The sequence below is a fragment of the Bradyrhizobium quebecense genome (assembly GCF_013373795.3).
GTDB classification, from domain to species: Bacteria; Pseudomonadota; Alphaproteobacteria; order Rhizobiales; family Xanthobacteraceae; genus Bradyrhizobium; species Bradyrhizobium quebecense.
Genome location: NZ_CP088022.1, coordinates 6,982,558 through 7,004,616, shown reverse-complemented (window position 1 = coordinate 7,004,616; position 22,059 = coordinate 6,982,558). Strand labels below are relative to the sequence as shown.

General features: G+C 64.5%; 21 protein-coding genes and 3 pseudogenes. 16 read left to right on the top strand and 8 right to left on the bottom strand.

What is annotated here, in order from left to right; translation table 11 throughout:
- Positions 1 to 32 precede the first annotated feature (32 nt).
- Positions 33 to 1,253, bottom strand: coding sequence for a ubiquinone biosynthesis hydroxylase (locus HU230_RS33630; RefSeq protein ID WP_176534496.1), 1,221 nt, complete (start codon positions 1,251 to 1,253; stop codon positions 33 to 35).
- A gap of 232 nt (positions 1,254 to 1,485) precedes the next feature.
- Between HU230_RS33630 and tesB the strand changes: the two genes are divergently transcribed.
- Positions 1,486 to 2,349 carry an acyl-CoA thioesterase II gene (gene tesB, locus HU230_RS33625; protein WP_176534497.1) on the top strand — a complete coding sequence of 288 codons (864 nt, stop codon included), beginning with the start codon at positions 1,486 to 1,488 and terminating at the stop codon, positions 2,347 to 2,349.
- 5 nt (positions 2,350 to 2,354) lie between these two features.
- Here the strand turns inward: tesB and HU230_RS33620 are convergent, their stop codons facing one another.
- Complete coding sequence (locus HU230_RS33620) at positions 2,355 to 3,245, bottom strand: DUF4339 domain-containing protein (RefSeq protein ID WP_176534498.1); 891 nt, start codon at positions 3,243 to 3,245, stop codon at positions 2,355 to 2,357.
- 305 nt (positions 3,246 to 3,550) lie between these two features.
- On the opposite strand from HU230_RS33620, the gene HU230_RS33615 reads away from it, so the two are divergent.
- From HU230_RS33615 to HU230_RS33580, 8 genes and pseudogenes are all read left to right on the top strand, one after another.
- Entirely contained in the window at positions 3,551 to 3,889 is a 339-nt protein-coding gene (locus HU230_RS33615; protein WP_176534499.1) for a P-II family nitrogen regulator, read from the top strand.
- A gap of 155 nt (positions 3,890 to 4,044) precedes the next feature.
- Positions 4,045 to 5,363: pseudogene (locus tag HU230_RS33610) on the top strand (ammonium transporter).
- 138 nt (positions 5,364 to 5,501) lie between these two features.
- Complete coding sequence (locus HU230_RS33605; protein WP_016841428.1) at positions 5,502 to 5,816, top strand: ArsR/SmtB family transcription factor; 315 nt, start codon at positions 5,502 to 5,504, stop codon at positions 5,814 to 5,816.
- On the top strand, positions 5,813 to 6,166 hold the full coding sequence (locus HU230_RS33600; protein WP_176534500.1) for an SRPBCC family protein: 354 nt from the start codon (positions 5,813 to 5,815) through the stop codon (positions 6,164 to 6,166). The genes HU230_RS33605 and HU230_RS33600 overlap by 4 nt, the downstream gene beginning before the upstream one ends.
- A 56-nt stretch (positions 6,167 to 6,222) precedes the next feature.
- Positions 6,223 to 6,825 carry an ATP-dependent Clp protease proteolytic subunit gene (locus HU230_RS33595; protein WP_176534501.1) on the top strand — a complete coding sequence of 201 codons (603 nt, stop codon included), beginning with the start codon at positions 6,223 to 6,225 and terminating at the stop codon, positions 6,823 to 6,825.
- Positions 6,826 to 7,141: 316 nt separating this feature from the next.
- A complete protein-coding gene (locus tag HU230_RS33590) occupies positions 7,142 to 7,480 on the top strand; it encodes a P-II family nitrogen regulator (protein WP_029080945.1) in 339 nt (112 codons plus the stop codon).
- A gap of 39 nt (positions 7,481 to 7,519) precedes the next feature.
- Positions 7,520 to 8,968, top strand: a complete 1,449-nt coding sequence (locus HU230_RS33585; RefSeq protein ID WP_176534502.1) for an ammonium transporter — start codon at positions 7,520 to 7,522, stop codon at positions 8,966 to 8,968.
- Positions 8,969 to 9,166: 198 nt separating this feature from the next.
- A complete protein-coding gene (locus tag HU230_RS33580) occupies positions 9,167 to 9,571 on the top strand; it encodes a GFA family protein (protein ID WP_176534503.1) in 405 nt (134 codons plus the stop codon).
- A gap of 201 nt (positions 9,572 to 9,772) precedes the next feature.
- Here the strand turns inward: HU230_RS33580 and HU230_RS33575 are convergent, their stop codons facing one another.
- Together HU230_RS33575 and HU230_RS33570 are read right to left on the bottom strand one after the other, a co-directional pair.
- A complete protein-coding gene (locus HU230_RS33575) occupies positions 9,773 to 10,546 on the bottom strand; it encodes a GGDEF domain-containing protein (RefSeq protein ID WP_176534504.1) in 774 nt (257 codons plus the stop codon).
- Between the two features lie 149 nt (positions 10,547 to 10,695).
- Positions 10,696 to 11,169 (bottom strand): NUDIX hydrolase, encoded by a 474-nt coding sequence (locus HU230_RS33570; protein ID WP_176534505.1) that lies wholly within the window; start codon positions 11,167 to 11,169, stop codon positions 10,696 to 10,698.
- Positions 11,170 to 11,363: 194 nt separating this feature from the next.
- Between HU230_RS33570 and HU230_RS33565 the strand changes: the two genes are divergently transcribed.
- From HU230_RS33565 to HU230_RS33550, 4 genes are all read left to right on the top strand, one after another.
- Complete coding sequence (locus tag HU230_RS33565; RefSeq protein WP_176534506.1) at positions 11,364 to 12,590, top strand: aminotransferase class I/II-fold pyridoxal phosphate-dependent enzyme; 1,227 nt, start codon at positions 11,364 to 11,366, stop codon at positions 12,588 to 12,590.
- Positions 12,591 to 12,606: 16 nt separating this feature from the next.
- The gene (locus tag HU230_RS33560) at positions 12,607 to 15,081 is read left to right on the top strand and encodes a DNA translocase FtsK (protein ID WP_176534507.1); all 2,475 of its coding nucleotides are present in this window, start codon (positions 12,607 to 12,609) and stop codon (positions 15,079 to 15,081) included.
- Positions 15,082 to 15,181: 100 nt separating this feature from the next.
- Positions 15,182 to 16,006, top strand: coding sequence for an outer membrane lipoprotein carrier protein LolA (locus tag HU230_RS33555; RefSeq protein WP_176534508.1), 825 nt, complete (start codon positions 15,182 to 15,184; stop codon positions 16,004 to 16,006).
- A gap of 155 nt (positions 16,007 to 16,161) precedes the next feature.
- The gene (locus tag HU230_RS33550) at positions 16,162 to 16,977 is read left to right on the top strand and encodes an exodeoxyribonuclease III (protein ID WP_176534509.1); all 816 of its coding nucleotides are present in this window, start codon (positions 16,162 to 16,164) and stop codon (positions 16,975 to 16,977) included.
- A gap of 90 nt (positions 16,978 to 17,067) precedes the next feature.
- On the opposite strand, the gene HU230_RS33545 is transcribed toward HU230_RS33550, so the two are convergent.
- Complete coding sequence (locus HU230_RS33545; RefSeq protein WP_176534510.1) at positions 17,068 to 17,508, bottom strand: Crp/Fnr family transcriptional regulator; 441 nt, start codon at positions 17,506 to 17,508, stop codon at positions 17,068 to 17,070.
- Between the two features lie 57 nt (positions 17,509 to 17,565).
- The gene (locus tag HU230_RS33540) at positions 17,566 to 18,252 is read right to left on the bottom strand and encodes a response regulator transcription factor (RefSeq protein WP_016841446.1); all 687 of its coding nucleotides are present in this window, start codon (positions 18,250 to 18,252) and stop codon (positions 17,566 to 17,568) included.
- Positions 18,253 to 18,494: 242 nt separating this feature from the next.
- Between HU230_RS33540 and HU230_RS33535 the strand changes: the two genes are divergently transcribed.
- Positions 18,495 to 19,034 (top strand): L,D-transpeptidase family protein, encoded by a 540-nt coding sequence (locus HU230_RS33535; protein WP_176534511.1) that lies wholly within the window; start codon positions 18,495 to 18,497, stop codon positions 19,032 to 19,034.
- A 116-nt stretch (positions 19,035 to 19,150) separates the two neighbouring features.
- Positions 19,151 to 19,378: pseudogene (locus HU230_RS33530) on the top strand (2-keto-4-pentenoate hydratase); the annotation flags it as partial.
- Here HU230_RS33530 and HU230_RS33525 read toward each other — a convergent pair.
- Complete coding sequence (locus HU230_RS33525; RefSeq protein ID WP_166107040.1) at positions 19,376 to 20,494, bottom strand: IS630 family transposase; 1,119 nt, start codon at positions 20,492 to 20,494, stop codon at positions 19,376 to 19,378. The pseudogene HU230_RS33530 and the gene HU230_RS33525 sit on opposite strands and share 3 nt — an antisense overlap.
- A gap of 85 nt (positions 20,495 to 20,579) precedes the next feature.
- On the opposite strand from HU230_RS33525, the pseudogene HU230_RS33520 reads away from it, so the two are divergent.
- Positions 20,580 to 21,146, top strand: a pseudogene (locus tag HU230_RS33520) (2-keto-4-pentenoate hydratase); the annotation flags it as partial.
- 147 nt (positions 21,147 to 21,293) lie between these two features.
- Here the strand turns inward: HU230_RS33520 and HU230_RS33515 are convergent.
- Positions 21,294 to 21,998, bottom strand: a complete 705-nt coding sequence (locus tag HU230_RS33515) for a YggS family pyridoxal phosphate-dependent enzyme (RefSeq protein WP_176534512.1) — start codon at positions 21,996 to 21,998, stop codon at positions 21,294 to 21,296.
- Positions 21,999 to 22,059 lie beyond the last annotated feature (61 nt).

Genomic DNA, 22,059 nt, shown 5'->3' with positions numbered 1-22,059 from the left:
CGCTGCATCCGGGCTTACGGCACCGAGCAAGCCTACAGCGCCTCGCCCTTCAGCAGCCGCGGCACTTCGCCTGACAATCCCGCTGCCTGGCGGATGAACATGCTCTTCAGCGGCGGCGCGCGATCGACGAGGCCCAATCCGATGTCACGCACAGTGCGCAGCAGCGTCGATTCGTTGGAGAACAGGAAGTTGAGCGAGTTGGTGGCAACGCCCATCGCCATCGTATCGAAGCGCCGCCAGCGCTGATAGCGCTCGAGTACGTCGGCTTGTCCGAGATCCATGCCGAGCCGCGCCGCATCGACGACGACCTCGGCAAGTGCGGCGACATCCTTCAGGCCCATGTTGAGCCCCTGTCCCGCGATCGGATGGATCACATGCGCGGCGTCGCCGATCAGCGCCAGCCGTTCGGCGATGAAGGAACGCGCAACGAAATAGCCGAGCGGAAACGCCCGCGGCTTGTCGAGCGCCTTGATCTCGCCGAGATGCAGGCCGAACCGCTGTTCGAGCTCGGCGTGGAATTCCGCCTCGCTCAGCGCCGTGATGCGCGCGGCATCCTTGCGCGTCTCGGTCCACACCAGCGACGAGCGATTGCCGGTCAGCGGCAGTATCGCGAATGGACCCGCGGGCAGGAAATGCTCCTCGGCGCGGCCGTGATGTTCGCGCTCGTGTCCGACGGTGACCACGATGCCGGATTGGTCATAGTCCCAGCCATGGGTCGCGATCCCAGCGCGCTCGCGCAGCTTCGATCGCGCGCCGTCGGCGGCGACCAGCAGGCTCGCATCGATCTCGGTGCCGTCGGCCAGCCGCACGCTGACGCCGTCGGGCCGCGAGTCGAAACTCGACACCGGGGTGGCGCGCAGCTCGACCCCCTCGGCCTCGGCGCGGGTTGCGAGCGCATCGATCAGATAGCGGTTCTCGACCATATGGGCGAACGGCTCGCCCGGCTCGACATTGCCGGCGAAGGTCAGGAACACCGGACGCGTGGCGTCCTCGAGCTTGGAATCGGTCACGACCATGTCGGTGATCGGCTGCGCCGTCGGCGCCACCTGCCCCCAGACGCCGAGGGTCTCGAACAGCCGCCGGCAGGCCGCCACGATCGCGGTCGCGCGCGGATCGCGGCTCGGGCGCTGGCTCAGCGCCGGATCGGCCACGATGACCGGAATGTCCGGCCCCAGCCCCTGGCGCAACGCCACGGCCAGCGCCAGACCCGCAAAAGCGCCCCCGCAGATGACAATACTTCGCTGTGCCGGCATGCCGTTCCTTTACGCGCCCTGCGCTCTCAGACTGTGCTTGCTACCTGATAATAGCTGGGCGAAACAGGGGACAGAAACAAGAGCGGCTAATCAGCCCCGTCGTCATTCCGGGGCGCGCAACGCGCGAACCCGGAATCCATCAGGCCGCATCTTCCGTGGATGAATGGATTCCGGGCTCTCGCTTCGCGAGCCCCGGAATGACGGCATTTAACCCATTCAGGACGCACCCCTCATGTCCAAGAGCCTGATCGACCTGTTGTCCATCCTCGATCTCGAGCAGCTCGAGGTGAATTTGTTCCGCGGCAACAGTCCGAAGACGAGCTGGCAGCGCGTGTTCGGCGGCCAGGTGATAGGCCAGGCGATGGTCGCGGCCTGCCGCACCGTCGAGGGCCGGCTGCCGCATTCGATCCATTGCTATTTCATCCTGCCGGGCGATCCGCAGATCCCGATCATCTACCAGGTCGAGCGGCTGCGCGACGGCAAGAGCTACACCACCCGACGCGTCACCGCGATCCAGCACGGCAACGCGATCTTCTCCATCATGGTCTCGTTCCACGCCGAGGAAGAGAGCAACTTCAATCATCAGGAGAAGATGCCCGACGTGCCGCCGCCGGAGAAGCTGACCGCGGAGGAAGTGTCGAAGCAGCCGATGTTCAAGGAAATGCCGGAATTCATCCGCCGCTACTATGAGAGCGACCGGCCGATCGAGCTGCGCCCGGTCGAGCTCGGCCGCTATTTCGGTCAGCAGATCGAGGATGGCCGCATCCATGTCTGGATCCGTACCGCGGCGAAATTGCCCGACGATCCGGCGCTGCATCTGTGCGCACTCGCCTATGCATCGGATTTCTCGCTGCTCGATGCGGTCATGGCGCGCTACGGCCGCACGCTGTTCGACCGGCGCATGATGCCGGCGAGCCTCGATCACGCGATGTGGTTTCATCGCCCGTTCCGCGCCGACGAATGGCTGCTCTACGCGCAGGATTCGCCGAGCGCGCAGTCCGGCCGCGGCCTGACCCGCGGCCTGATCTTCAAGCCCGACGGCACGCTAGTGGCATCCGTCGCGCAAGAAGGTTCGGTGCGCGAACGCAAGGCGTAATCGCTTTAGCCGTTGGCGTAGGCGCCGCGCTCGGTCAGCGCGAATTGCGAGATGAACCAGTTGGCGTACCAGCGCAGCACCCACGGAATCGGGATCAGGAACCCGCAGCCGATGGTGAACACGATGGTTCGCCACAGCACCTCGAGGCCGGAGGCATTGAAGGTGACCTCGCGGCGCGTGCCCTCGACGTTGCGGCAGATCCAGCGCAGCCATGCCGTCATCACCCAGGCCCAGCCGATGATGGTGACGGCTGCGATCACCATCAGCACGTACCAGCCGACATAGACCGCCGGGCTGCCGTTGAACGAGATCGGCAGCTCCTGACCGCTCGAGCTGAGACGGCTGAAGATCCAGCGGACGATCATCCAGCTCAAGAAGCCCTGGAGCAGCAGCGAGAGCAGCGTGACGATGTTGCTGTTGGCCGCTCCGGCATAGGTCAGAAGACCGAGCACGATGAAGACGTACCAGATGTCGAGCGGCTGCCCGGTGAAGCCGAGATGCGGCCGCCCCGGCACGCGGATATAGGGAATCGCGAAGCGGTATAGGCCGGTCGCAGTCCACGGCGCGGGGATGACGAAAATCTGGCCGATGAACATCAGCAAGCTGCGTCCGAACAGGCCCCAGATCGGGAAGTCGGCGGACAGCGCGCCGCCGCTATAGCTTGCCGATGCGGCCACCGCCGGGGGTCCGCCGGCCTGCGGAAACGCCGGCGGCGCACCGGCGCTCGGAACAAGGCCAGGAATCTCCCCAGCCTTCTGCCAGCCGGCCATGCCCTCGGTCCACACCAAGGTATCGGCGCCCACCATGCCACGGGTGATCAGGTCGCGGAGCTGAGCTTCAGGCAGGGGGCCTTTTTGCTGGCCTTCAGATGCATAAAACCAGTTTCGATTCGACATTTTATTGTTCCTCGGGGCGCGGGTGCACGCGCTGTGGCGAGAATGAGCCAGCGGGAGCGCTGGCCGGGGCGGGAAAGCCATATTCTGGCCGACGGTTGTCGTCCCGTATAGTGACGGAGTTCACGCGCTGCGCACGTTTTCCCCTTCAACCTGCAACTTTTTTATGCCATTTGCCCAGAAAGCTGCCAGATTTGGCGGACGGCAAATTGCCGCTCCGCTGGCGGGACGTGCAGGCTCGGAGATGGCAAGTGCCGCTCCGGGGATGGACGCACACGGAAAACCTCAAGGAAATGAAGGCCTGAACCATGAAACTCGTCGTCGCGATCATCAAACCGTTCAAGCTCGATGAGGTACGCCAGGCCCTGACCGCGATCGGCGTTCACGGCATGACGGTGACCGAGGTGAAGGGCTACGGCCGCCAGAAGGGCCACACCGAGATCTATCGCGGCGCCGAGTATGTCGTGAATTTCCTGCCCAAGCTCAGGATCGAGATCGCCGTCGACACCGCGCTCGCCGAAAAGGCGGTCAGCGTCATCACCGAGCACGCCCGCACCGGCCAGATCGGCGACGGCAAGATATTCGTGACGCCGATCGACCACGCGCTGCGCATCCGCACCGGCGAGACCGACAACGACGCGCTCTGAGCCTTGAAGTATGGCTCCTGGAGCATGATCCGGAAAAGTGGAAGCCGGTTCTCCGAAAAGATCATGCTCAAGAAACGTTCGAGATCATCGCCGGCAACGACGCCGGTGCACGCCGAAATCCACACCGAGAAACGACGACACGCCGGGGAATGATGATGGGGGCACGAGCTCTTCGTGCAGCGATATCAGCTGCGCCGATCACTGCTGCAATCCTGCTCTCGTGGGGTACGCCGGCGTCAGCGCAAGACTCCAGCGCCACCGGTATCAACGCCGCCGACACCGCCTGGATGATGGTCGCCACCGCGCTGGTGCTGATGATGACGATTCCGGGGCTTGCGCTGTTCTACTCCGGCATGGTGCGCAAGAAGAACGTGCTGGCGACGATGGCGCAGAGCCTCACGGCCGTTGCGATCATTTCGATCCTCTGGGTCATCTTCGGCTATTCGCTGACCTTCGTCGGCAACGGTCCCTGGCTCGGCTCGCTCGACAGCTGGTTCCTCGCCGGCATCACGATGGACAGCGTCAATCCGGCGGCAAAGACCATCCCGGAAGCGCTGTTCATGCTGTACCAGATGACGTTTGCGATCATCACGGTGGCGCTGGTTGCCGGCTCGGTCGCCGACCGCATGCGGTTCTCCGCCTATGTGCTGTTCTCGATCGGCTGGTTCATCTTCGCTTATGTGCCGCTGGCGCATTGGGTGTGGGGCGGCGGCTTCCTCGCCTCGATGGGCGTGATGGATTTCGCCGGTGGCCTCGTCGTGCATCTGTCCGCCGGCATCAGCGGCCTGGTCGCGGCCAAGGTGATGGGCAACCGGCACGGCTATGGCCATGACAATCTGTCGCCGTTCGACCTGTCGCTCGCCGTGGTCGGCACCGGCCTGCTCTGGGTCGGCTGGTTCGGCTTCAACGGCGGCTCGGCGCTGGCGGCCAATTCGCGCGCGGTGATGGCGATCACCGCCACCCATCTTGCGGCCTGCGCCGGCGCGCTGACCTGGGGCGCGATCGAATGGGCGACGCGCGCCGCAAGCCGTCGGTGCTCGGCATGATCTCGGGCGCGGTCGCAGGGCTCGGCACCATCACCCCGGCATCCGGTTTCGTCGCGCCGTGGCACGGCATCATCATCGGCATCATTGCCGGCCTGGTCTGCTTCTGGGCCTGTACCTGGCTGAAGCACCGTTTCCAGTATGACGACTCGCTCGACGTGTTCGGCGTGCACGGCATCGGCGGCCTGACCGGCACGCTGCTCGCGGGCGTTTTCGCCACCGCGGCGATCGGCGGCACCTCCGGCCTTCTGGAGGGCAATCCGGGGCAGCTGCTGATCCAGCTCTACGGCGTCGTGGTCACGCTGGTCTGGTGCGGCGGCGTCACCTTCGTGCTGCTCAAGCTGGTCAGCGCCTTCGTCCCCTTGCGGGTCTCGATGCAGCAGGAGCTGGAGGGCCTCGACATCTCGCAGCACGGCGAGGCGCTGCAGTAGCGGCCGAGGTCATGGGGGCGCCGCGAGGGCAATCTCGCAAAACAACCCCATGCAAAGGGACCGGGCGCGATCTCACCCCGCACGGCGCGCGTAGAGTTCACGCTTGCACGACACATAAGTGTATGCCTATGTGTCGGCATGGTCGATACCGATATCTTCAAGGCGCTGGCCGATCCGACCCGCCGCAAGGTCTTCGAGAAGCTGGCCGGCGGCAGCCTGAATGCCAGCGCCTTGCGCGACGGATTGGAAATCAGCCAGCCGGCGATGTCGCAGCATCTGGCCGTGCTGCGCGCGGCTGGACTGGTGCGCGAGCAGCGGCAGGGCCGCTTCGTGAATTATGAAGTCGACCCGGACGGGATCGCCAGCATCGGGACCTGGCTCGCCCGCTACCGCGCCTATTGGCCGAAGCGCATCGAAGCGCTCTCCGACCTCTTGAAGGACATGGATCAATGAGCGACACGGTTGAGCCTGACGCCGACGCAGCCTTGGTGATCGAATACGACCTCGACGCACCGCCTGAAAAAGTATGGCGCGCCGTCACCATTCCAGCCCTGCGCGAGCGCTGGCTACCGGATCGCGATCTCGCGGGCGCTGAACCCTTATCATCCGTCGCAGGCGAAGAGGTGCGTTACCGGCTCCGCGATTCCGAGCCGCCGTTTCGCGAGAGTCACGTCACCTTCCGGATCGAGCCGAACGAGGCCGGGGGCACCCGGTTTCGCATCATCCAGGAAGCCTGCGACCAGCGCGCAAACCAGCCGCAAGCGGCCAACAGCAACAGCCGCGTGCTGATGCGCGCGGCCTGATCGCAGACTTCATCGTCCGCTGAAACTTCATCACCTGCTGAAATGGGAGGTCGCCGATGCGCGACATGATGCAACTCGTCCCGATGGTCGTCGAGCAGTCGTCCCGCGGCGAGCGGTCCTTCGACATCTATTCCAGGCTGCTGCGCGAACGCATCATCTTCCTCAACGGCGAGGTCAATGATGCGATGTCCGGACTGGTCTGCGCGCAGCTTCTGTTCCTCGAGGCTGACAACCCGAACAAGCCGATCAACCTCTACATCAACTCCTATGGCGGCGTGGTCACCAGCGGGCTTGCGATGTACGACACCATGCAGTTCATCAAGGCGCCGGTGCACACGCTGTGCATGGGCACCGCGCGCTCGATGGGATCGTTCCTGTTGATGGCCGGCGAACCCGGTCATCGCGCTGCGCTTCCCAATGCCAGCCTGCACGTGCACCAGCCGCTGGGCGGCTTCCAGGGCCAGGCGTCCGACATCCAGATCCATGCCGCCGAGATGCAGGCGACCAAGCGGCGCATCATCCGGCTTTATGCGCAGCATTGCCGGCGCACCGAGGCGGAGGTGGAACGGACACTGGACCGCGATCACTTCATGTCAGCGGAGCAGGCGCTCGAATGGGGATTGATCGACAGGGTTTTTGCAGCACGCGACGCCGCCTAATGGCCCGGCATTGCTTTATCTGGATACCGGCGCCTGCACCGCGGCTGAGCAGAATTGTGTCCGGACCCTGGCTTGCTCACGAATTAGGCCAATCTGATTAGATTTTAGGCGCGACGGAATAGCGCAGCGGCAGCTTGCTCCCGCAATGCGGGAAAAGGTCCGGATTCATAATCCATTAGCGAACCCGAGCCGTTTGGCACGGCATTTGATTCTAAGGGTCCCGGCTGTGCCCGCGTAGTGGATGTCTTCCGCGTGGTGAACCTCAGTCGAAACTCCCGGTGTTCGTTCGCACCGGGCCCAAGCGGGGATAGGACTCATGAAAATTGTTATGGCGATCATTAAGCCATTCAAGCTGGAAGAGGTCCGTGACGCCCTGACCGCCATTGGCGTTCACGGTCTCACGGTGACGGAAGTCAAGGGGTACGGCCGTCAGAAGGGCCACACGGAAATCTATCGCGGCGCCGAATATGCGGTGAGCTTCCTGCCCAAGATCAAGATCGAGGTCGCAGTCGCCTCCGACCAGGTCGACAAGACCATCGACGCCATCACCTCCGCCGCCAAGACCGGACAGATCGGCGACGGCAAGATCTTCGTCATCAGCCTCGAGCACGCCGTGCGCATCCGCACCGGCGAGGCCGATGCCGCGGCCCTCTGATTTCGCGCTCAACCTTTAAGACCTCAGGAGTGAAATAACATGACGTTCAAGCGTCCCTATGGCGCGGGACTGGCGGCCCTCGCAGTCGGCCTCTTTGCCGCAACCGCCGCCTACGCCGAGCCAACCGTCAACAAGGGCGACAACGCCTGGATGCTGACATCGACGGTGCTGGTGCTGTTGATGACCATCCCGGGCCTCGCGCTGTTCTATGGCGGTCTCGTCCGCTCCAAGAACATGCTCTCGGTGCTGGCGCAGGTGTTCTACACCGTCTGCATCGTCACCGTGCTCTGGGCCCTCTACGGCTACAGCCTCGCCTTCACCGGCGGCTCCGACTTCATCGGCGGCTTCTCCAAAGCCTTCCTGATGGGCGTCACACCGGACTCCAAGGCCGCGACCTTCTCGGTCGACGCCAACATCTCGGAGCTCGTCTATATGTGCTTCCAGATGACCTTCGCGGCGATCACGCCGGCCCTCATCGTCGGCGCCTTTGCCGAGCGGATGAAGTTCGCTGCGATCGCGCTGTTCATCCCGATCTGGGTGACCGTGATCTACTTCCCGATCGCGCACATGGTCTGGTATTGGCCGGGCCCGGACGCGATCCAGGATGCTGCCAAGGCGCTCGCCGCCGCGGCTGACGGCGATGCCAAGACGAAGGCGCAGGCCGCCCTCGACGCGATCAACGCCGACGCCGGCTGGATCTTCAAGAAGGGTGCGATCGACTTCGCCGGTGGCACCGTCGTGCACATCAACGCCGGCATCGCCGGCCTGGTCGGCGCGCTCCTGATCGGCAAGCGCACCGGCTACGGCAAGGAGCTGATGGCTCCGCACTCGCTGACCATGACCATGATCGGCGCCTCGCTGCTCTGGGTCGGCTGGTTCGGCTTCAACGCTGGTTCGAACCTCGAAGCCAATGGCGGCGCTGCGCTCGCCATGACCAACTCCTTCGTGGCCACGGCCGCGGCGGCGCTGGCCTGGATGTTCGCGGAATGGATCATCAAGGGCCATCCCTCGCTGCTCGGCGCGCTCTCGGGCGCGGTCGCGGGCCTCGTCGCGGTGACGCCAGCGGCCGGTTACGCCGGTCCGATGGGCGCCATCGTGCTCGGCCTCGTGGTTGGCGTGGTCTGCCTGTTCTTCTGCACGGTCGTGAAGAACGCGCTCGGCTATGACGACTCGCTCGATGTGTTCGGCGTCCACTGCGTCGGCGGCATCATCGGTGCGCTCGGCACCGGCATCCTGGTCAACCCGGCGCTCGGCGGTGCCGGCATCATCGACTACACCGCGATCCCGCCGAAGGTTGCCGATTACGACTTCGTGGCGCAGATGACCTCGCAGGTCTGGGGCGTCTGCACCACGCTGGTGTGGTCGGGCGTCGGCTCGGCGATCCTCTACAAGATCGTGGACGTGATCGTCGGCCTGCGTGCCAACGTCGAGACCGAGCGTGAAGGCCTCGACATCACCGAGCACACGGAGCGCGCCTACAACATGTGAGTTCTCCCGGGGCGCGACCTCCCCAAGCGGTCGTTCCCAGAACTACGGTCCGGGCACATACCCGGCAATGTCCGGACCGTTGAGGGGCTCCAGCGCAAGTTGGAGCCCCTTTCTTTTTTCTGCGGCTTGAGAAAATATTGTCGGAATTGCCTGCTATCGTGGAATAACAGGCTACAGACAAGAAAACGGGAGGACGTCATGAAGGTGCAAGGCAGGTGCTATTGCGGCAACGTGCGCTATGAGGCCGAAGGCGAACCGATGATGGCGGCGCAATGCCTGTGCCGCGAATGCCAGTACATCACCGGCGGCGGACCGAACATGTTCATGGCGATGCCGACCACCGGCTTCAAATACACCGCCGGCCAACCCAAGCAGTTCACCCGGAAAGACCTCGAGCGCGCCGTGACGCGCGAATTCTGCCCGGAATGCGGCACCCATCTCGTGACCAAGGTGCCTGGCCTGCCCGCCACGATCCTGAAGGTCGGCACGTTCGACGACCCCAGTGTGTTCACCCCGCAGATGACGATCTACACCTGCGACAAGCAGACCTTCCACCATGTCCCCGACGGCAAGCCGTCGTTCGAGAAGCTGCCGGCGCGGTAGACTTCATACCGTGCGGCTCAAACCTCCCCTTGAAAAGGGGAGGTCGCTTTGCTCATCAGAGCAAAGCGGGTGGAGATCTGCTCTCTCCACATGCACCGTTGCCCGCGGCTGACCCCCATCCCGACCTTCCCCCTTTCAGGGGGAAGGAGAGGATAAAGACCGCGGCGCGCCGGCGCGAGCGACCGCGCATAGGCCGACAAGTCACGCCGCGTCGCGCGCGTGCTCGACGCGGTCGCGGCCATGGCGCTTGGCGGCGTAGAGCGCCTGGTCGGCGGTTCGCATCAAATTGCCGAGATCGAAGCCGGAGTTCTTCAAGGTGAAGCCGATGCTGATCGTCACCGGCAGCTGAGTCACGCCGTCGAGGATCGTGCGCGCCGCGCAATCGCGGCGGATTTCCTCGGCGCCGTGCGCCGTCTGCTCGTGGCTCAGGCCGGTCACCACAGCTGCGAATTCCTCGCCGCCGTAGCGGGCGACCAGCGCGCCGTGCCGGATCGCGAACTGGCGCAACACGTCGGCGATCTCGACCAGCACTCTGTCGCCGATCTCATGTCCGTAGCGGTCGTTGATCGACTTGAAATGATCGATGTCGCACATCAGGACCGCCACCGACGCGCCATCCGCCTGCGCCTGGTCGAGCGCCGCGGCGGCCTCAGTGTCGAAGCCACGGCGGTTCAACAGACCGGTCAGCTGGTCGGTCTGCGAGATCTGGGCGAGCTCGCGGCGGGTATGCGCGAGCTCCAGCATCAAGAGGCCGGCGCGATAGGACATCGCGCCGCTGAGCGCGATTGAGATAAAGACGCCGGCGGTGAGCCCGAACAGCTGCATCTGCCCGACCGTGATCGGCGCGGCCAGATCGCGGCCGAACACCAGCATGCCGATGGTGAAGGACATCACCGCGGTCATGCTGGCGGCAATCACCATCACCTTGCCGGTACGGCGCAGAACGTCGCCGCGTGTCTCGATCCTGATGGCCATGTCCGTCTGCACGTCCTCGCAATACACGGGATCATTCGGTCGTGCTGTGTTGCGAATTGCTGAAGGGATTCGTGCTGCGGGACGCTGGCGTTAATGGCGGGTAAAGCGGATCACTCGAATGCGTGACAGCGTGCGTGCGCCAGGCCCTTTCAGTCGATCAGGACTTCCTCGTCCGGCAGTTCGCTTGGCGCGCCGTCGCGCAGATAGCTTTCAAGGATGCCGGCCAGCGACAGCGGCGTGAGGCGCTCCTCCGCGCGGGATAGATCGGCGATCGGCCACCAGCGGAAGCAATCGAGCACCTTCGCCTCGGCCTTGTCGGCCATCACGGGCGCGAAGCGATCCGAGTGGACGATCCGGTATTCTTCCCTCTGGGAGATTCGCCGGCCGCCCCAGTTGAAGATGTGATGACGCCGCCAGACGGCGGGACCGGGCTCGAAATCGATTAGCCCCAATTCCTCGGCCAACTCCCGCTGCAACGCCGCTTCCGGCGTCTCGCCGGCCTCGATGCCGCCGCCGGGCGCGATCCAGAAACAGTTGCCACCGTGCGGCGGGTGAATCCGCATCAGCAGAACGTCGCGTTCACCCGTGATGATGAGCGCCCTGACGGCGCGGCGATGGATCATGTCTTGGTGCAATTTTTTGCTGCGGCTTTTCAATGCGGGTTTCTCAGGGGAGCGCTGATATCACGCGCCGGCCAAACGTGCCGCGCCGCCGATGGTTAATCGCGTCTTAACCTCGCCCTATCTATGGTGATTTGATCGGTTTACGGTCGGCTCCCCTCACCCCCGACCGCAGTGAAAGTGCTGGCATTTCAACCATGGCAATGACCGCCTCATCCGGCTTGGCGCAGGGCGCCGGCGATGTCGCATCCGCCGGCCAGGCCGAGCGTTCCCCGTTCTTGCGTACAACCGAGCTGCTGGCGCCCTATCAGCCAGCCAAGTCTTTGATTACGCTGTCGTTAGGCGAACCGCAGCACCCCGTGCCCGAATTCGTCGGGCCGGTGCTGGCAAAGCATACCGCCGAGTTTGGCCGTTACCCGATCGCCAAGGGCATCGAGCCGTTTCGCCGCGCGGTCGCGACCTGGCTATCGAGCCGGTTCCAATTGCCGCGGCCGGTCGATCCCGAGAGCGAGGTGATGGTGTTGAACGGCAGCCGCGAGGGGCTGTTCTTTGCCGCCATCACCGCGTCGCGATATGTCGCCGCGCGCAAGGGCCGGCCGGCGATCCTGATGCCGAATCCGTTCTATCCGGCCTATGGCGCCGGCGCCCGCGCGGCCGGCTGCGAGCAGATCCATCTGCCGACCACGCTCGCCAACGGTTTTCTGCCCGATCTCGATGCGATCGACGAGGCGACATGGGCCCGCACCGTGGCTTTCTTCATCGCCTCGCCTGCCAATCCGCAAGGCTCGGTCGCCTCGCGCGCTTATTTTGCGCGGCTGAAAGAGCTCGCCGACCGGTTCGGCTTCATGATTCTCTCAGACGAGTGCTATTCGGAGATCTACACCCGCGAGGCGCCGGGCAGCGTTCTCGAATGCGCCGGTCCCGACTTCAGCAATGTGGTCGCGTTCCAGTCGCTGTCGAAACGCTCCAACCTGCCGGGCATGCGGGTCGGCTTCGCCGCGGGCGACAGAAAGTTCCTCGCTGCATTCCACGAGCTGCGCAATGTCGCCGCACCGCAGGTGCCGGTGCCGCTGCAGCATGTCGCGGTCGCCGCCTATAGCGACGAGGCGCACGTCGAGGAAAATCGCAGGCTCTATCGCATCAAGTTCGATTTCGCCGACCAGATCCTCGGCAACCGCTACGGCTACAAGCGCCCGGCCGGCGGCTTCTGCGTCTGGCTCGACGTCTCCGATCGCGGCAGCGACGAGGCGGTGACCGTCAGGCTCTATCGCGACGCCGGCGTTCGCGTGATTCCCGGCAGCTATCTGGCGCGCGAGCAGAACGACGGTTCCAATCCGGGCGCGGGCTATATCCGCCTTGCGCTGGTCTCCGACAGTGAATCGACGGCCGAGGCGATGCATCGCCTGGTCGAAACCCTGGGTTAATCGCGAAGCGCGAAGATTGAGTATGCCAGCGATCGAACGTGTCATCCCCCTGGTCGGCCACCTGCCGCTCTCGTTGCGCGAGGCGCTGGCGCGGCGGCTGCGCGAACTCACCGGGCTCGGCCTGATCGCGTTGTCGGGCGCCGTCACCGCTGCGCTGATGACCTGGTCGGTGCAGGATCCGTCACTGAGCCACGCCACCTCGCGCGCGATCCGCAACGTGCTCGGCTATCCCGGCGCGATCGGCGCCGACCTCTTGATGCAGATTCTCGGCCTCGGCGCCATCATGCTGCTGCTGCCGGTCGCGGTGTGGGGCTGGCGGATGCTGACGCATCGTCCGTTCGACCGCGAGGCGCTGCGGCTCGGCTGCTGGATCCTGTGCATGGTGATCGCGGCGGGCTTCGCCAGCTGCTGGCCGCACAACACCGCATGGCCGCTGCCGACCGGGCTCGGCGGCGTGGTCGGCGACGCGCTGGTGCGCACGCCGGCCGTCGTGTTCGGGCCGCCCGGCTTCCTCTATCGCGTCGTGCTCGGCCTGATCCTGTTTGTCGCGATGGCAGCTAGCTTCCTGTTCGCCTGCGGTTGGGGCGCCAAGGAGCAGGACGAAGAACTGACGCCGATCTCGGACGACGACGAGCCGTTCGTCGAGGACGAAGACAGCGACCGCAGCTCGGTCTCGCTGGGCTGGCTGTTCCACGCGCTGATGAGTGCGAAAGCACGGCTCGGCTGGCTGTTCTCGACCGCCTACAAATCGCTGGTCTCGAGCGGAGCGCAGGGCCGCAGCGCCGCGTTCGAGCGCCAGGAGCCCAATATCGGCGGCGGCCGATCGGCGCCCTCGATCGCGCCCGCCCATGACGAGAACGAAGACGAGACCGAGGCTTTCGACGACGAAGAAGCAGAGGATGACGAGGAGGAAGCTCCCGTCGCCCGCGCCCCGCGCAAGAAGGCCGAGCCGAAGCCGAAGAAGAAGAACTCCGACAAGTTCGAGCTGCCGTCGGTCTCCGTGCTCAGCGCGCCGAAGGCGAGCGATCGCCAGCCGCTGAGCAAGGCCGAGCTCGAAACCAATTCGCGCGCGCTCGAAGGCGTGCTGCAGGATTTCGGCGTGCGTGGCGAGATCGTCAAGGCCAATCCGGGCCCGGTGGTCACGCTGTACGAACTGGAGCCCGCGCCCGGCATCAAGTCGTCGCGCGTGATCGGACTGTCCGACGACATCGCGCGTTCGATGAGCGCGCTGTCGGCCCGCGTCGCCGTGGTTGCCGGCCGCAATGCGATCGGCATCGAACTGCCGAACGCGCATCGCGAAAAGGTCTACCTGCGCGAGCTCCTGGTCGCCAAGGAAAGCGTCGATTCGGTTGCGAAGCTGCCGCTGTGCCTCGGCAAGACGATCGGCGGCGATCCCGTGATCATCGATCTTGCGCGCACGCCGCATATGCTGATCGCCGGCACCACCGGCTCCGGCAAATCGGTCGCGATCAACACCATGATCCTGAGCCTGGTGTACCGGCTGCGGCCGGATCAGTGCCGCCTGATCATGGTCGATCCGAAGATGCTCGAACTCTCCGTCTATGACGGCATCCCGCATCTGCTCACGCCCGTCGTCACCGACCCGAAGAAGGCCGTGGTCGCGCTGAAATGGGCCGTGCGCGAGATGGAAGAGCGCTACAAGCGGATGGCCAAGCTCGGCGTGCGCAACATCGACGGCTACAATGCGCGCCTCGTCGAAGCGAAGGCCAAGGGCGAAGAGCTGACGCGCACCGTGCACACGGGCTTCGACAAGGAGAGCGGCAAGGCGATCTACGAGGAAGAGAAGCTCGACCTCGAGCCGCTGCCCTACATCGTCATCATCGTCGACGAAATGGCCGACCTGATGATGGTCGCCGGCAAGGACATCGAAGGCGCGGTGCAGCGCCTCGCGCAGATGGCGCGAGCCGCCGGCCTGCACGTGATCCTCGCCACACAGCGTCCGTCGGTCGACGTCATCACCGGCACGATCAAGGCGAACTTCCCGACCCGCATCGCCTTCCAGGTGACGTCGAAGATCGACAGCCGCACCATCCTTGGCGAGATGGGCGCCGAGCAGCTGCTCGGCCAGGGCGACATGCTCTACATGGCGGGCGGCGGCCGCATCAGCCGCGTGCACGGCCCGTTCGCATCCGACGAGGAAGTCGAGAAGGTGGTGCGCCACCTCAAGACGCAGGGCCAGCCGGAATATCTCGAAGCCGTCACCGCGGAGGAGCCGACCGACGAGGACGGCGCCGTGTTCGATGCCACCGGCATGGGTGGCGACGGCGGCGGCGATCTGTTCACGCAGGCGGTTGCGATCGTCAAGCGCGACCGCAAGGCGTCGACCTCCTACATCCAGCGCCGGCTGCAGATCGGCTACAACCGCGCCGCCTCACTGATGGAGCGGATGGAACTTGAGGGCATCGTCGGCCCGGCGAATCACGCCGGAAAGCGCGAAATCCTGGTCGAGGAGGAAGAAGGCCAGTTCTGATCGGGGGCGATCATCACGGAAAAACCATATCTCCCTCGGAAGAGGCGGGATAAAATCCGGCAAAGCGGGACGAGCGTCGAACAGAGACCTGACATATCTGATGGCAAAACATCTCATTGACCGCGGCACGCGCACTGCGCTGGCTCTTCTCGTCACCGCCGCGATCGCCGGCGGCGCGACTGCGCAGAATGCGCCGGCGACGCCGAAATCCGTGGCCAACGCGGGACCTAAGGCTGCACCGAAAGCCAAGGACGCCGGCGCGCAGAGCAACGCGGACAAGGGCCCGGCCACCACGGGCGCCACGCAGGCGCCGCCGGACCCGGTGATTCCCGATCCGCGCCGCAACGTGCCCGCCAACATCTTCCAGACCTTCGACGCCAACCAGAAGGCGCAGGCCGCCAAGGTCTCGGCCTATCTGTCGTCGCTGCAGACGCTGGTCGGAAATTTCGTCCAGGTCGGTCCCGACGGCACCAAGACCAAGGGCGATTTCTACATCCAGAAGCCCGGCAAGCTGCGCTTCGAATATGACAATCCGAGCACCATCGAGGTGATCGCCGACGGCTCGTCGGTCGCGGTGCGCGATCGCAGGCTCGCCACCCAGGACATCTATCCGCTGTCGCAGACCCCGCTGCGCTATCTGCTGTCGGACCGCATCGACCTGATGAAGGACACCAACGTCGTCAGCGTCACCGCCGACGACGTGTTCGTCAGCATCACGATCGAGGAGAAGCAGGCGCTGGTCGGCACCAGCCGCTTCCTGCTGATGATCGGCGCCAAGGACGGCAAGCTCAAGCAGTGGACCGTCACCGATCCGCAGGGCTACGACACCACAGTTGCAGTCTACAATCTCGACGCGACGCAGAAGCCCGATCCGGGGTTGTTCAAGATCGACTTCACGACGTATCCGGGTTCATCGCCGGGTTAGCCATCTTGCGTAGGATGGGTAGAGCGCAGCGAAACCCATCACCTTCGTGCCGTGAATTGAGATGATGGGTTTCGCTTCGCTCTACCCATCCTACGGCGCTTGCTTGTGGACAAAGCGCCAACCCGCAGCGAGAACCGTGCTAAGACGCACCTCTCATGCGGTTCTCCGTCACCACCTGGAACATCAACTCGGTGCGCCTGCGCATCGACATCGTCGCCAAATTCCTGAAGAGCGCGCGGCCGGATGTGCTGTGCCTGCAGGAGACCAAGTGCATCGACGATGCATTTCCGCTAAAGCGCTTCAAACGGCTCGGCTATGAGCACGTCGCGCTGAACGGGCAGAAGGGCTATCACGGCGTCGCCATCGTCTCGCGCCTGCCGTTCGAGACGACCGACATCCGGACGTTCTGCGACAAGATCGACTCGCGGCACATCTCGGTTTCCTTTGGCGAGAAAGCGCAGCTTTCAAAACCGCTGGTGCTGCATAATTTCTACGTGCCGGCCGGCGGCGACATTCCCGATCCCGCGCTCAATCCGAAGTTCGAGCACAAGCTGCAATTCCTCGACGAGATGAAGGCCTGCGAGCCGCTGCATCCGCGCGGCGACGACCGTCACATCCTGGTCGGCGACCTCAACGTCGCGCCGCATGAGAACGACGTGTGGTCGCACAAGCAGCTGTTGAAGGTGGTCTCGCATACGCCGGTCGAGACCGAGAAGCTGCTCGCAGCCCAGGCCCATGGCGAATGGTTCGACATCGCGCGCGAGCGGATCCCGATGTCGGAAAAGGTCTACACCTGGTGGAGCTATCGCGCCGCGGACTGGACCGTCGGCGACCGCGGCCGCAGGCTCGACCATATCTGGGTCTCGCGTGCGCTGAAGGATCAGGTTAGCGATTTCAAGATCACCCGCGACGCCCGCAGCTGGGAGCGCCCGTCGGATCATGTGCCGGTCACGGCGGTGATGGAGGTTTAGTCTCGCTGTCGTCCCTGCCTAGAGCGTTTTCAAGCGAAGTGGGGTACCGGTTCGCGCTCGCGATGCTCGCTTGTCCCGGACGACGAGGAATTACGTGCTCAACTTCCCGCCCGCTATCAGGATATCGCTCGCGAGCTGGCTGGTGCGCAGCGCGAGTTCGTCGCGTAGCCGGCGGGCAGCGGCCGGATCGCTTTCCAGCACGCGCTGGAACAGGCTGCGCGCGACGCGGATCACCGAGCCTCGCTCCAGCGCGGTCGCGGTCGAGGGCCGTTTCATCGCGACGATCAGCGCGAGCTCGCCGATCAGCGCGCCGGGACCGGCGATGATCTCGGCGCCGCCTTCCTCGACCCGGAACGTGCCGCGCTGCACGACATAGCCGGCATCAGCCGTGTCCCCGGTCTTGAACAGCACCTCGCCTGCGTTGAAATCGCGTTGCTCGGAGCCGATCGCCAGCATGCGCAAGGAGCTGTCGCCCAACAGACGCATCGTCGGGACCTGCTCAAGCAGGGCTACGTCATCATCGATCGACATTCAGGGCCGGTAATCGCGGTGCGCCTCGATTTCACGAATCGTTGAGCGCGAAGCGTATCACGGCACCAGCTTGTAGCCACCGGCTTCCGTCACCAGGATTTCCGGGTTGGCGGCGTCCTTCTCGATCTTCTGGCGCAGGCGGTAGATGTGGGTTTCCAGCGTGTGGGTGGTGACGCCCGAATTGTAGCCCCAGACTTCCTGGAGCAGGGTCTCGCGCGACACCGGCATCTGGCCAGCGCGGTAGAGGAAGCGCAGGATCGCGGTTTCCTTCTCGGTCAGCCGCACCTTGCGGGCATTGGCGCCGGTGAGCATCTTGGAGCCGGGCCGGAACGAGTAGGGGCCGACCGAGAACACGGCGTCCTCGCTGGCCTCGTGCTGGCGCAGCTGCGCCCGGATCCGGGCCAGCAGCACCGCGAAGCGGAACGGCTTCGCCACATAGTCGTTGGCGCCGCTTTCCAGGCCGAGGATGGTGTCGGAATCGGTGTCGTGGCCGGTCAGCATGATGATCGGGGCCTTGAAGCCGCCCTTGCGCAGGCTGCGCACCACTTCGCGGCCGTCGGTGTCGGGCAGGCCGACATCCATCAAGACCAGATCGGGAGAATTGGCTTTGGCGGCAGTGGCGCCCTTGGCGCCGGTATCGACTGCGGAGGCTTCGAATTCCTCGTGCAGGGACAGCTGCTCGACCAGCGTATCGCGCAGATCGGTATCGTCATCCACGATCAAGATCTTGCGGGCATTGGCCATAGGTACAATCCTTCGGGGGCGGGGCGGTCAGAAGCGGAGGGCGCTTATGGCCGTAGCATCGGCTAGATACGTGCTCAGGTAGGCCGTCGTTACCGATTCACAAGGCAGCGTAGTCTACCTCAAATCCGGCGGGGCAGGACGTGAATGTCCTGTAATGCCGGGAGATAGAATGATCGAACCGTCCAAGGCAAGTTCAGTTTTGAACGATTCTTAAGGGAAGACCAGCTATTTCAATCACTTATATGACAGCGAAACGTGATCGCCCGCTCTCCGCCATCGAGGTCCGCAGCGCCGCCGGCGATCGGCGCCGGGGTTGGCTGACGGCCGATGGCTGGACCGTTCCCGTGGCGCTCGGACGCGGCGGAATCCTCGCCAACAAGCGCGAGGGCGACGGCGGCACGCCGCGCGGCATCTTCCATCCGCGGCAACTTTGGTGGCGCGCCGACCGGCACCGGCGTCCGGTGACCTTCCTGCCGGCGCGGCCGATCCGTCGCGAGGACGCCTGGTGCGAGGACCCCGCCGATCGCCATTACAACCAGCCGATCCGGCTCGACCGGGAGCAGGGCGGCGACCGCCTGACGCGCGAGGATCACCTCTACGACTTCATTGTCGAGATCGACCACAACGCCGCGCCGCGCATCGCCGGCCGCGGCAGCGCCGTGTTCCTGCATCTGGCGCGGCCGAATTTCGCCCCGACAGCGGGCTGCGTCTCGATGACCAAGGCGTCGATGCTGCGGCTGCTGCGGCGGATGTCGCCGCAGACCAAAATCATCATCGGGTAAAATTCTCGAATTGCTGAGCATCGGTTTTCCCACGCGACAAGCGCGACGCGTTTGTGCTGAGATTGCGCGCAGCAGAAAAACATTCCCAAGAATGATTCACGGGGGAAGCGAAAACCATGCTCGACAACAACCAGATCGCCGCCGCTGCAAAAGTCCTGCACGATCACTGGCACGCAGGAACGAAACTCGGCGCGCTCGAAGGCGCCATGCGGCCGCGCGACCGCGTCGAGGGTTACGCGGTGCAGGCTCAGCTGGAAAAGACATCGCGCGAAAAACTGTTCGGCTGGAAGATCGCGGCGACCAGCGAGGCCGGCCAGAAGCATATCAATGTCGCAGGGCCGCTAGTGTGGTGGACCAGAAGTTCGCGATATCGAATCTGGATTTGGCGGAGCGTTGTACCGGCAGAAGCGTTCGATGGATGCCAGGATGTCATCGGCGGACTTAGTCCAGCGGAACGGCTTGGGATCGGCGTTGTGCCGGTCGATGAAGGAAGCGATGTCTGCCCGGAGGGCGGCAACGCTCCGATAGATGCCGCGTCTGATCTTCTTGTCGGTCAGGAGTGCGAAGAAGCGCTCGACCTGGTTGAGCCATGACGAACTGGTCGGGGTCAGGTGCACGTGCCACCGGGGCCGCTTGGCGAGCCATCTTCGGATCAATGGCGTCTTGTGCGTGGCGTAATTGTCCATGATCAAATGGACGTCGAGGTCGCGCGGCACGGCAGCCTCGATCTCGTCGAGGAACTTGCGGAACTCGACAGCACGGTGGCGTCCGTAGCACTTGCCGATCACCCGTCCACTGGCAATGTCGAGGGCGGCGAACAGCGATGTGGTGCCGTGCCTTGTGTAGTCATGGCTTCTTCGGGCCGGTTGGCCGGGACGCATCGGCAGCATCGGCTGACTGCGGTCCAGTGCCTGGATTTGGGATTTCTCATCCACACAGAGAACGATGGCGTGCTCCGGCGGGGAGACGTAAAGTCCCACGACGTCGCGCACTTTGGCCACGAAGTTTGGATCGGTCGAGAGCTTGAACGTCTCCAGCCGGTGCGGCTGGAGCCCGAAGGCCCGCCAGATGCGTTGCACCGTCGACACCGACAGGCCGCTGGCCTTCGCCATGCCGCGGGAACTCCAATGGGTGGCGTTCTCGGGGCAACTCTCCAACGTCCTTACGATCAGGGCTTCGATGCGGGCATCGTCAACCGTACGTGGCGCCCCGGAGCGGGCCTCGTCATGCAGCCCGTCCACGCGCCGCTCCACAAAGCGCCGCCGCCACTTGCCTACCGTTGACCGGCCCAAGCCCAGCTTGGCCGCCACTTCCTTGTTTTGACCGCCTTCCGCGCAGGTCAGCACGATCCGGGCTCTCAGAGCCAGCGCCTGCGCCGTCTTCCGCCGCGTCGTCAGCGCCTTCAGTTCGGCGCGCTCTTCATCACTCAATGTCAGGGAGGCAAGTTGCCGGACCGCCATCAGATCCTCCGTCACTGCTGCTGCCTCCAGCCTTGGCACAGCGACGCGAACCTACTGCGAATCTACGATTGCGAACTTGTGACTCGGGACACTAGCCGGGCGCATCCTCGCCGAAACATTGATCCCCGATGGCGGCACCGCATCGATGACGGGCAACGAGATGCGCGTCGGCGAGCCGGAATACGCCTTCCGCATGGCGCGCGATCTCGGTCCGCGCACCACACCGTACAGTGTGCAGGAGGTACTCGACGCGGTCGGCACGCTGCATCCCGCGATCGAGATTCCGGATTCACGCTTCGCTGATTTCGCATCCGCCGGCGAGGCGCAGCTGATCGCCGACAATGCCTGCGCGCATCTGTTCGTGCTCGGACCTGCAACGTCGGCCGACTGGCGCGCGATCGATCTGATCGAACAACGCCCGACCATCACGCTGCGCGGCGAGCGCTACACCGGTCATGGCAAGAACGTGCTCGGCGATCCCCGTGTGGCACTCGCCTGGTGCGCCAACGAGCTGCGCGCGCTTGGCCTGACGTTGCGGGCAGGAGAGGTCGTCACCACAGGCACCTGCCATCCGCCGCTGCCGATTCAGGCCGGCGACGTGTTCGCGGCGGACTTCGGCGCGATCGGAAACGTGTCGGTGAAGTTTGCGTAGGCGGCGCGCGCTCAACGCACACACCGCCGTCGTCCTGGCGAAAGCCAGGACCCAATACCACCGCTGTCGCTTGCAAGATGAATGTCTCGCCGCGTGCCCTTTGCGATGGCCGCGGCGTATGGGTCCTGGCTTTCGCCAGGACAACAGTCAGGGATGCGCCACCGTCCGCGTCCCGAAGATCGCCGAGCCCACCCTCACATGGGTGGCGCCCATCTGGATCGCCACCGCGAAATCCGCGCTCATGCCCATCGAGAGATTCTTCAGCCCGTTGCGCGCGGCGATCTTGGCGCACAGCGCGAAATGCGGCGCCGGGGCCTGGTCGACCGGCGGGATGCACATCAGTCCTGAAATCTTCAGGCCATATTTGTCGCGGCATGCCGCGATGAAGGCATCCGCGTCCTGCGGCGCGACGCCGGCCTTCTGCGGCTCCTCGCCGGTATTGATCTGGACGAACAGCTCCGGATGCTTCCCTTGATTTTTGATTTCCTTGGCTAACGCTTCGCAAATGCTGGCGCGGTCGACCGAATGGATCGCATCGAACAGCGCGACCGCTTCCTTGGCCTTGTTCGACTGCAACGGCCCGATCAGATGCAGCTGCAGTCCCGGATGAGCCTGGATCAATTCCGGCCACTTGCCCTTGGCCTCCTGCACGCGGTTTTCGCCAAATACGCGCTGTCCGGCGCGAATAATCGGAAAAATTGCGTCGGCCGCGAACGTCTTCGACACCGCGATCAAGGTCACCGACGCGCGCTCGCGACGCGCTTCCTTGCAGGCGTGTGCGATCTCCTGCTCCACGGCGGCGAGGCCGTGTGGTGAATCAGCCGATAACGGCGCAGTCGGGCTTTGTGTCATGCTTGTGCCGTTCTCTGACAGGCGCGGGGGGTTGGCTCGAATTTTACCAAATTCGGGAAAG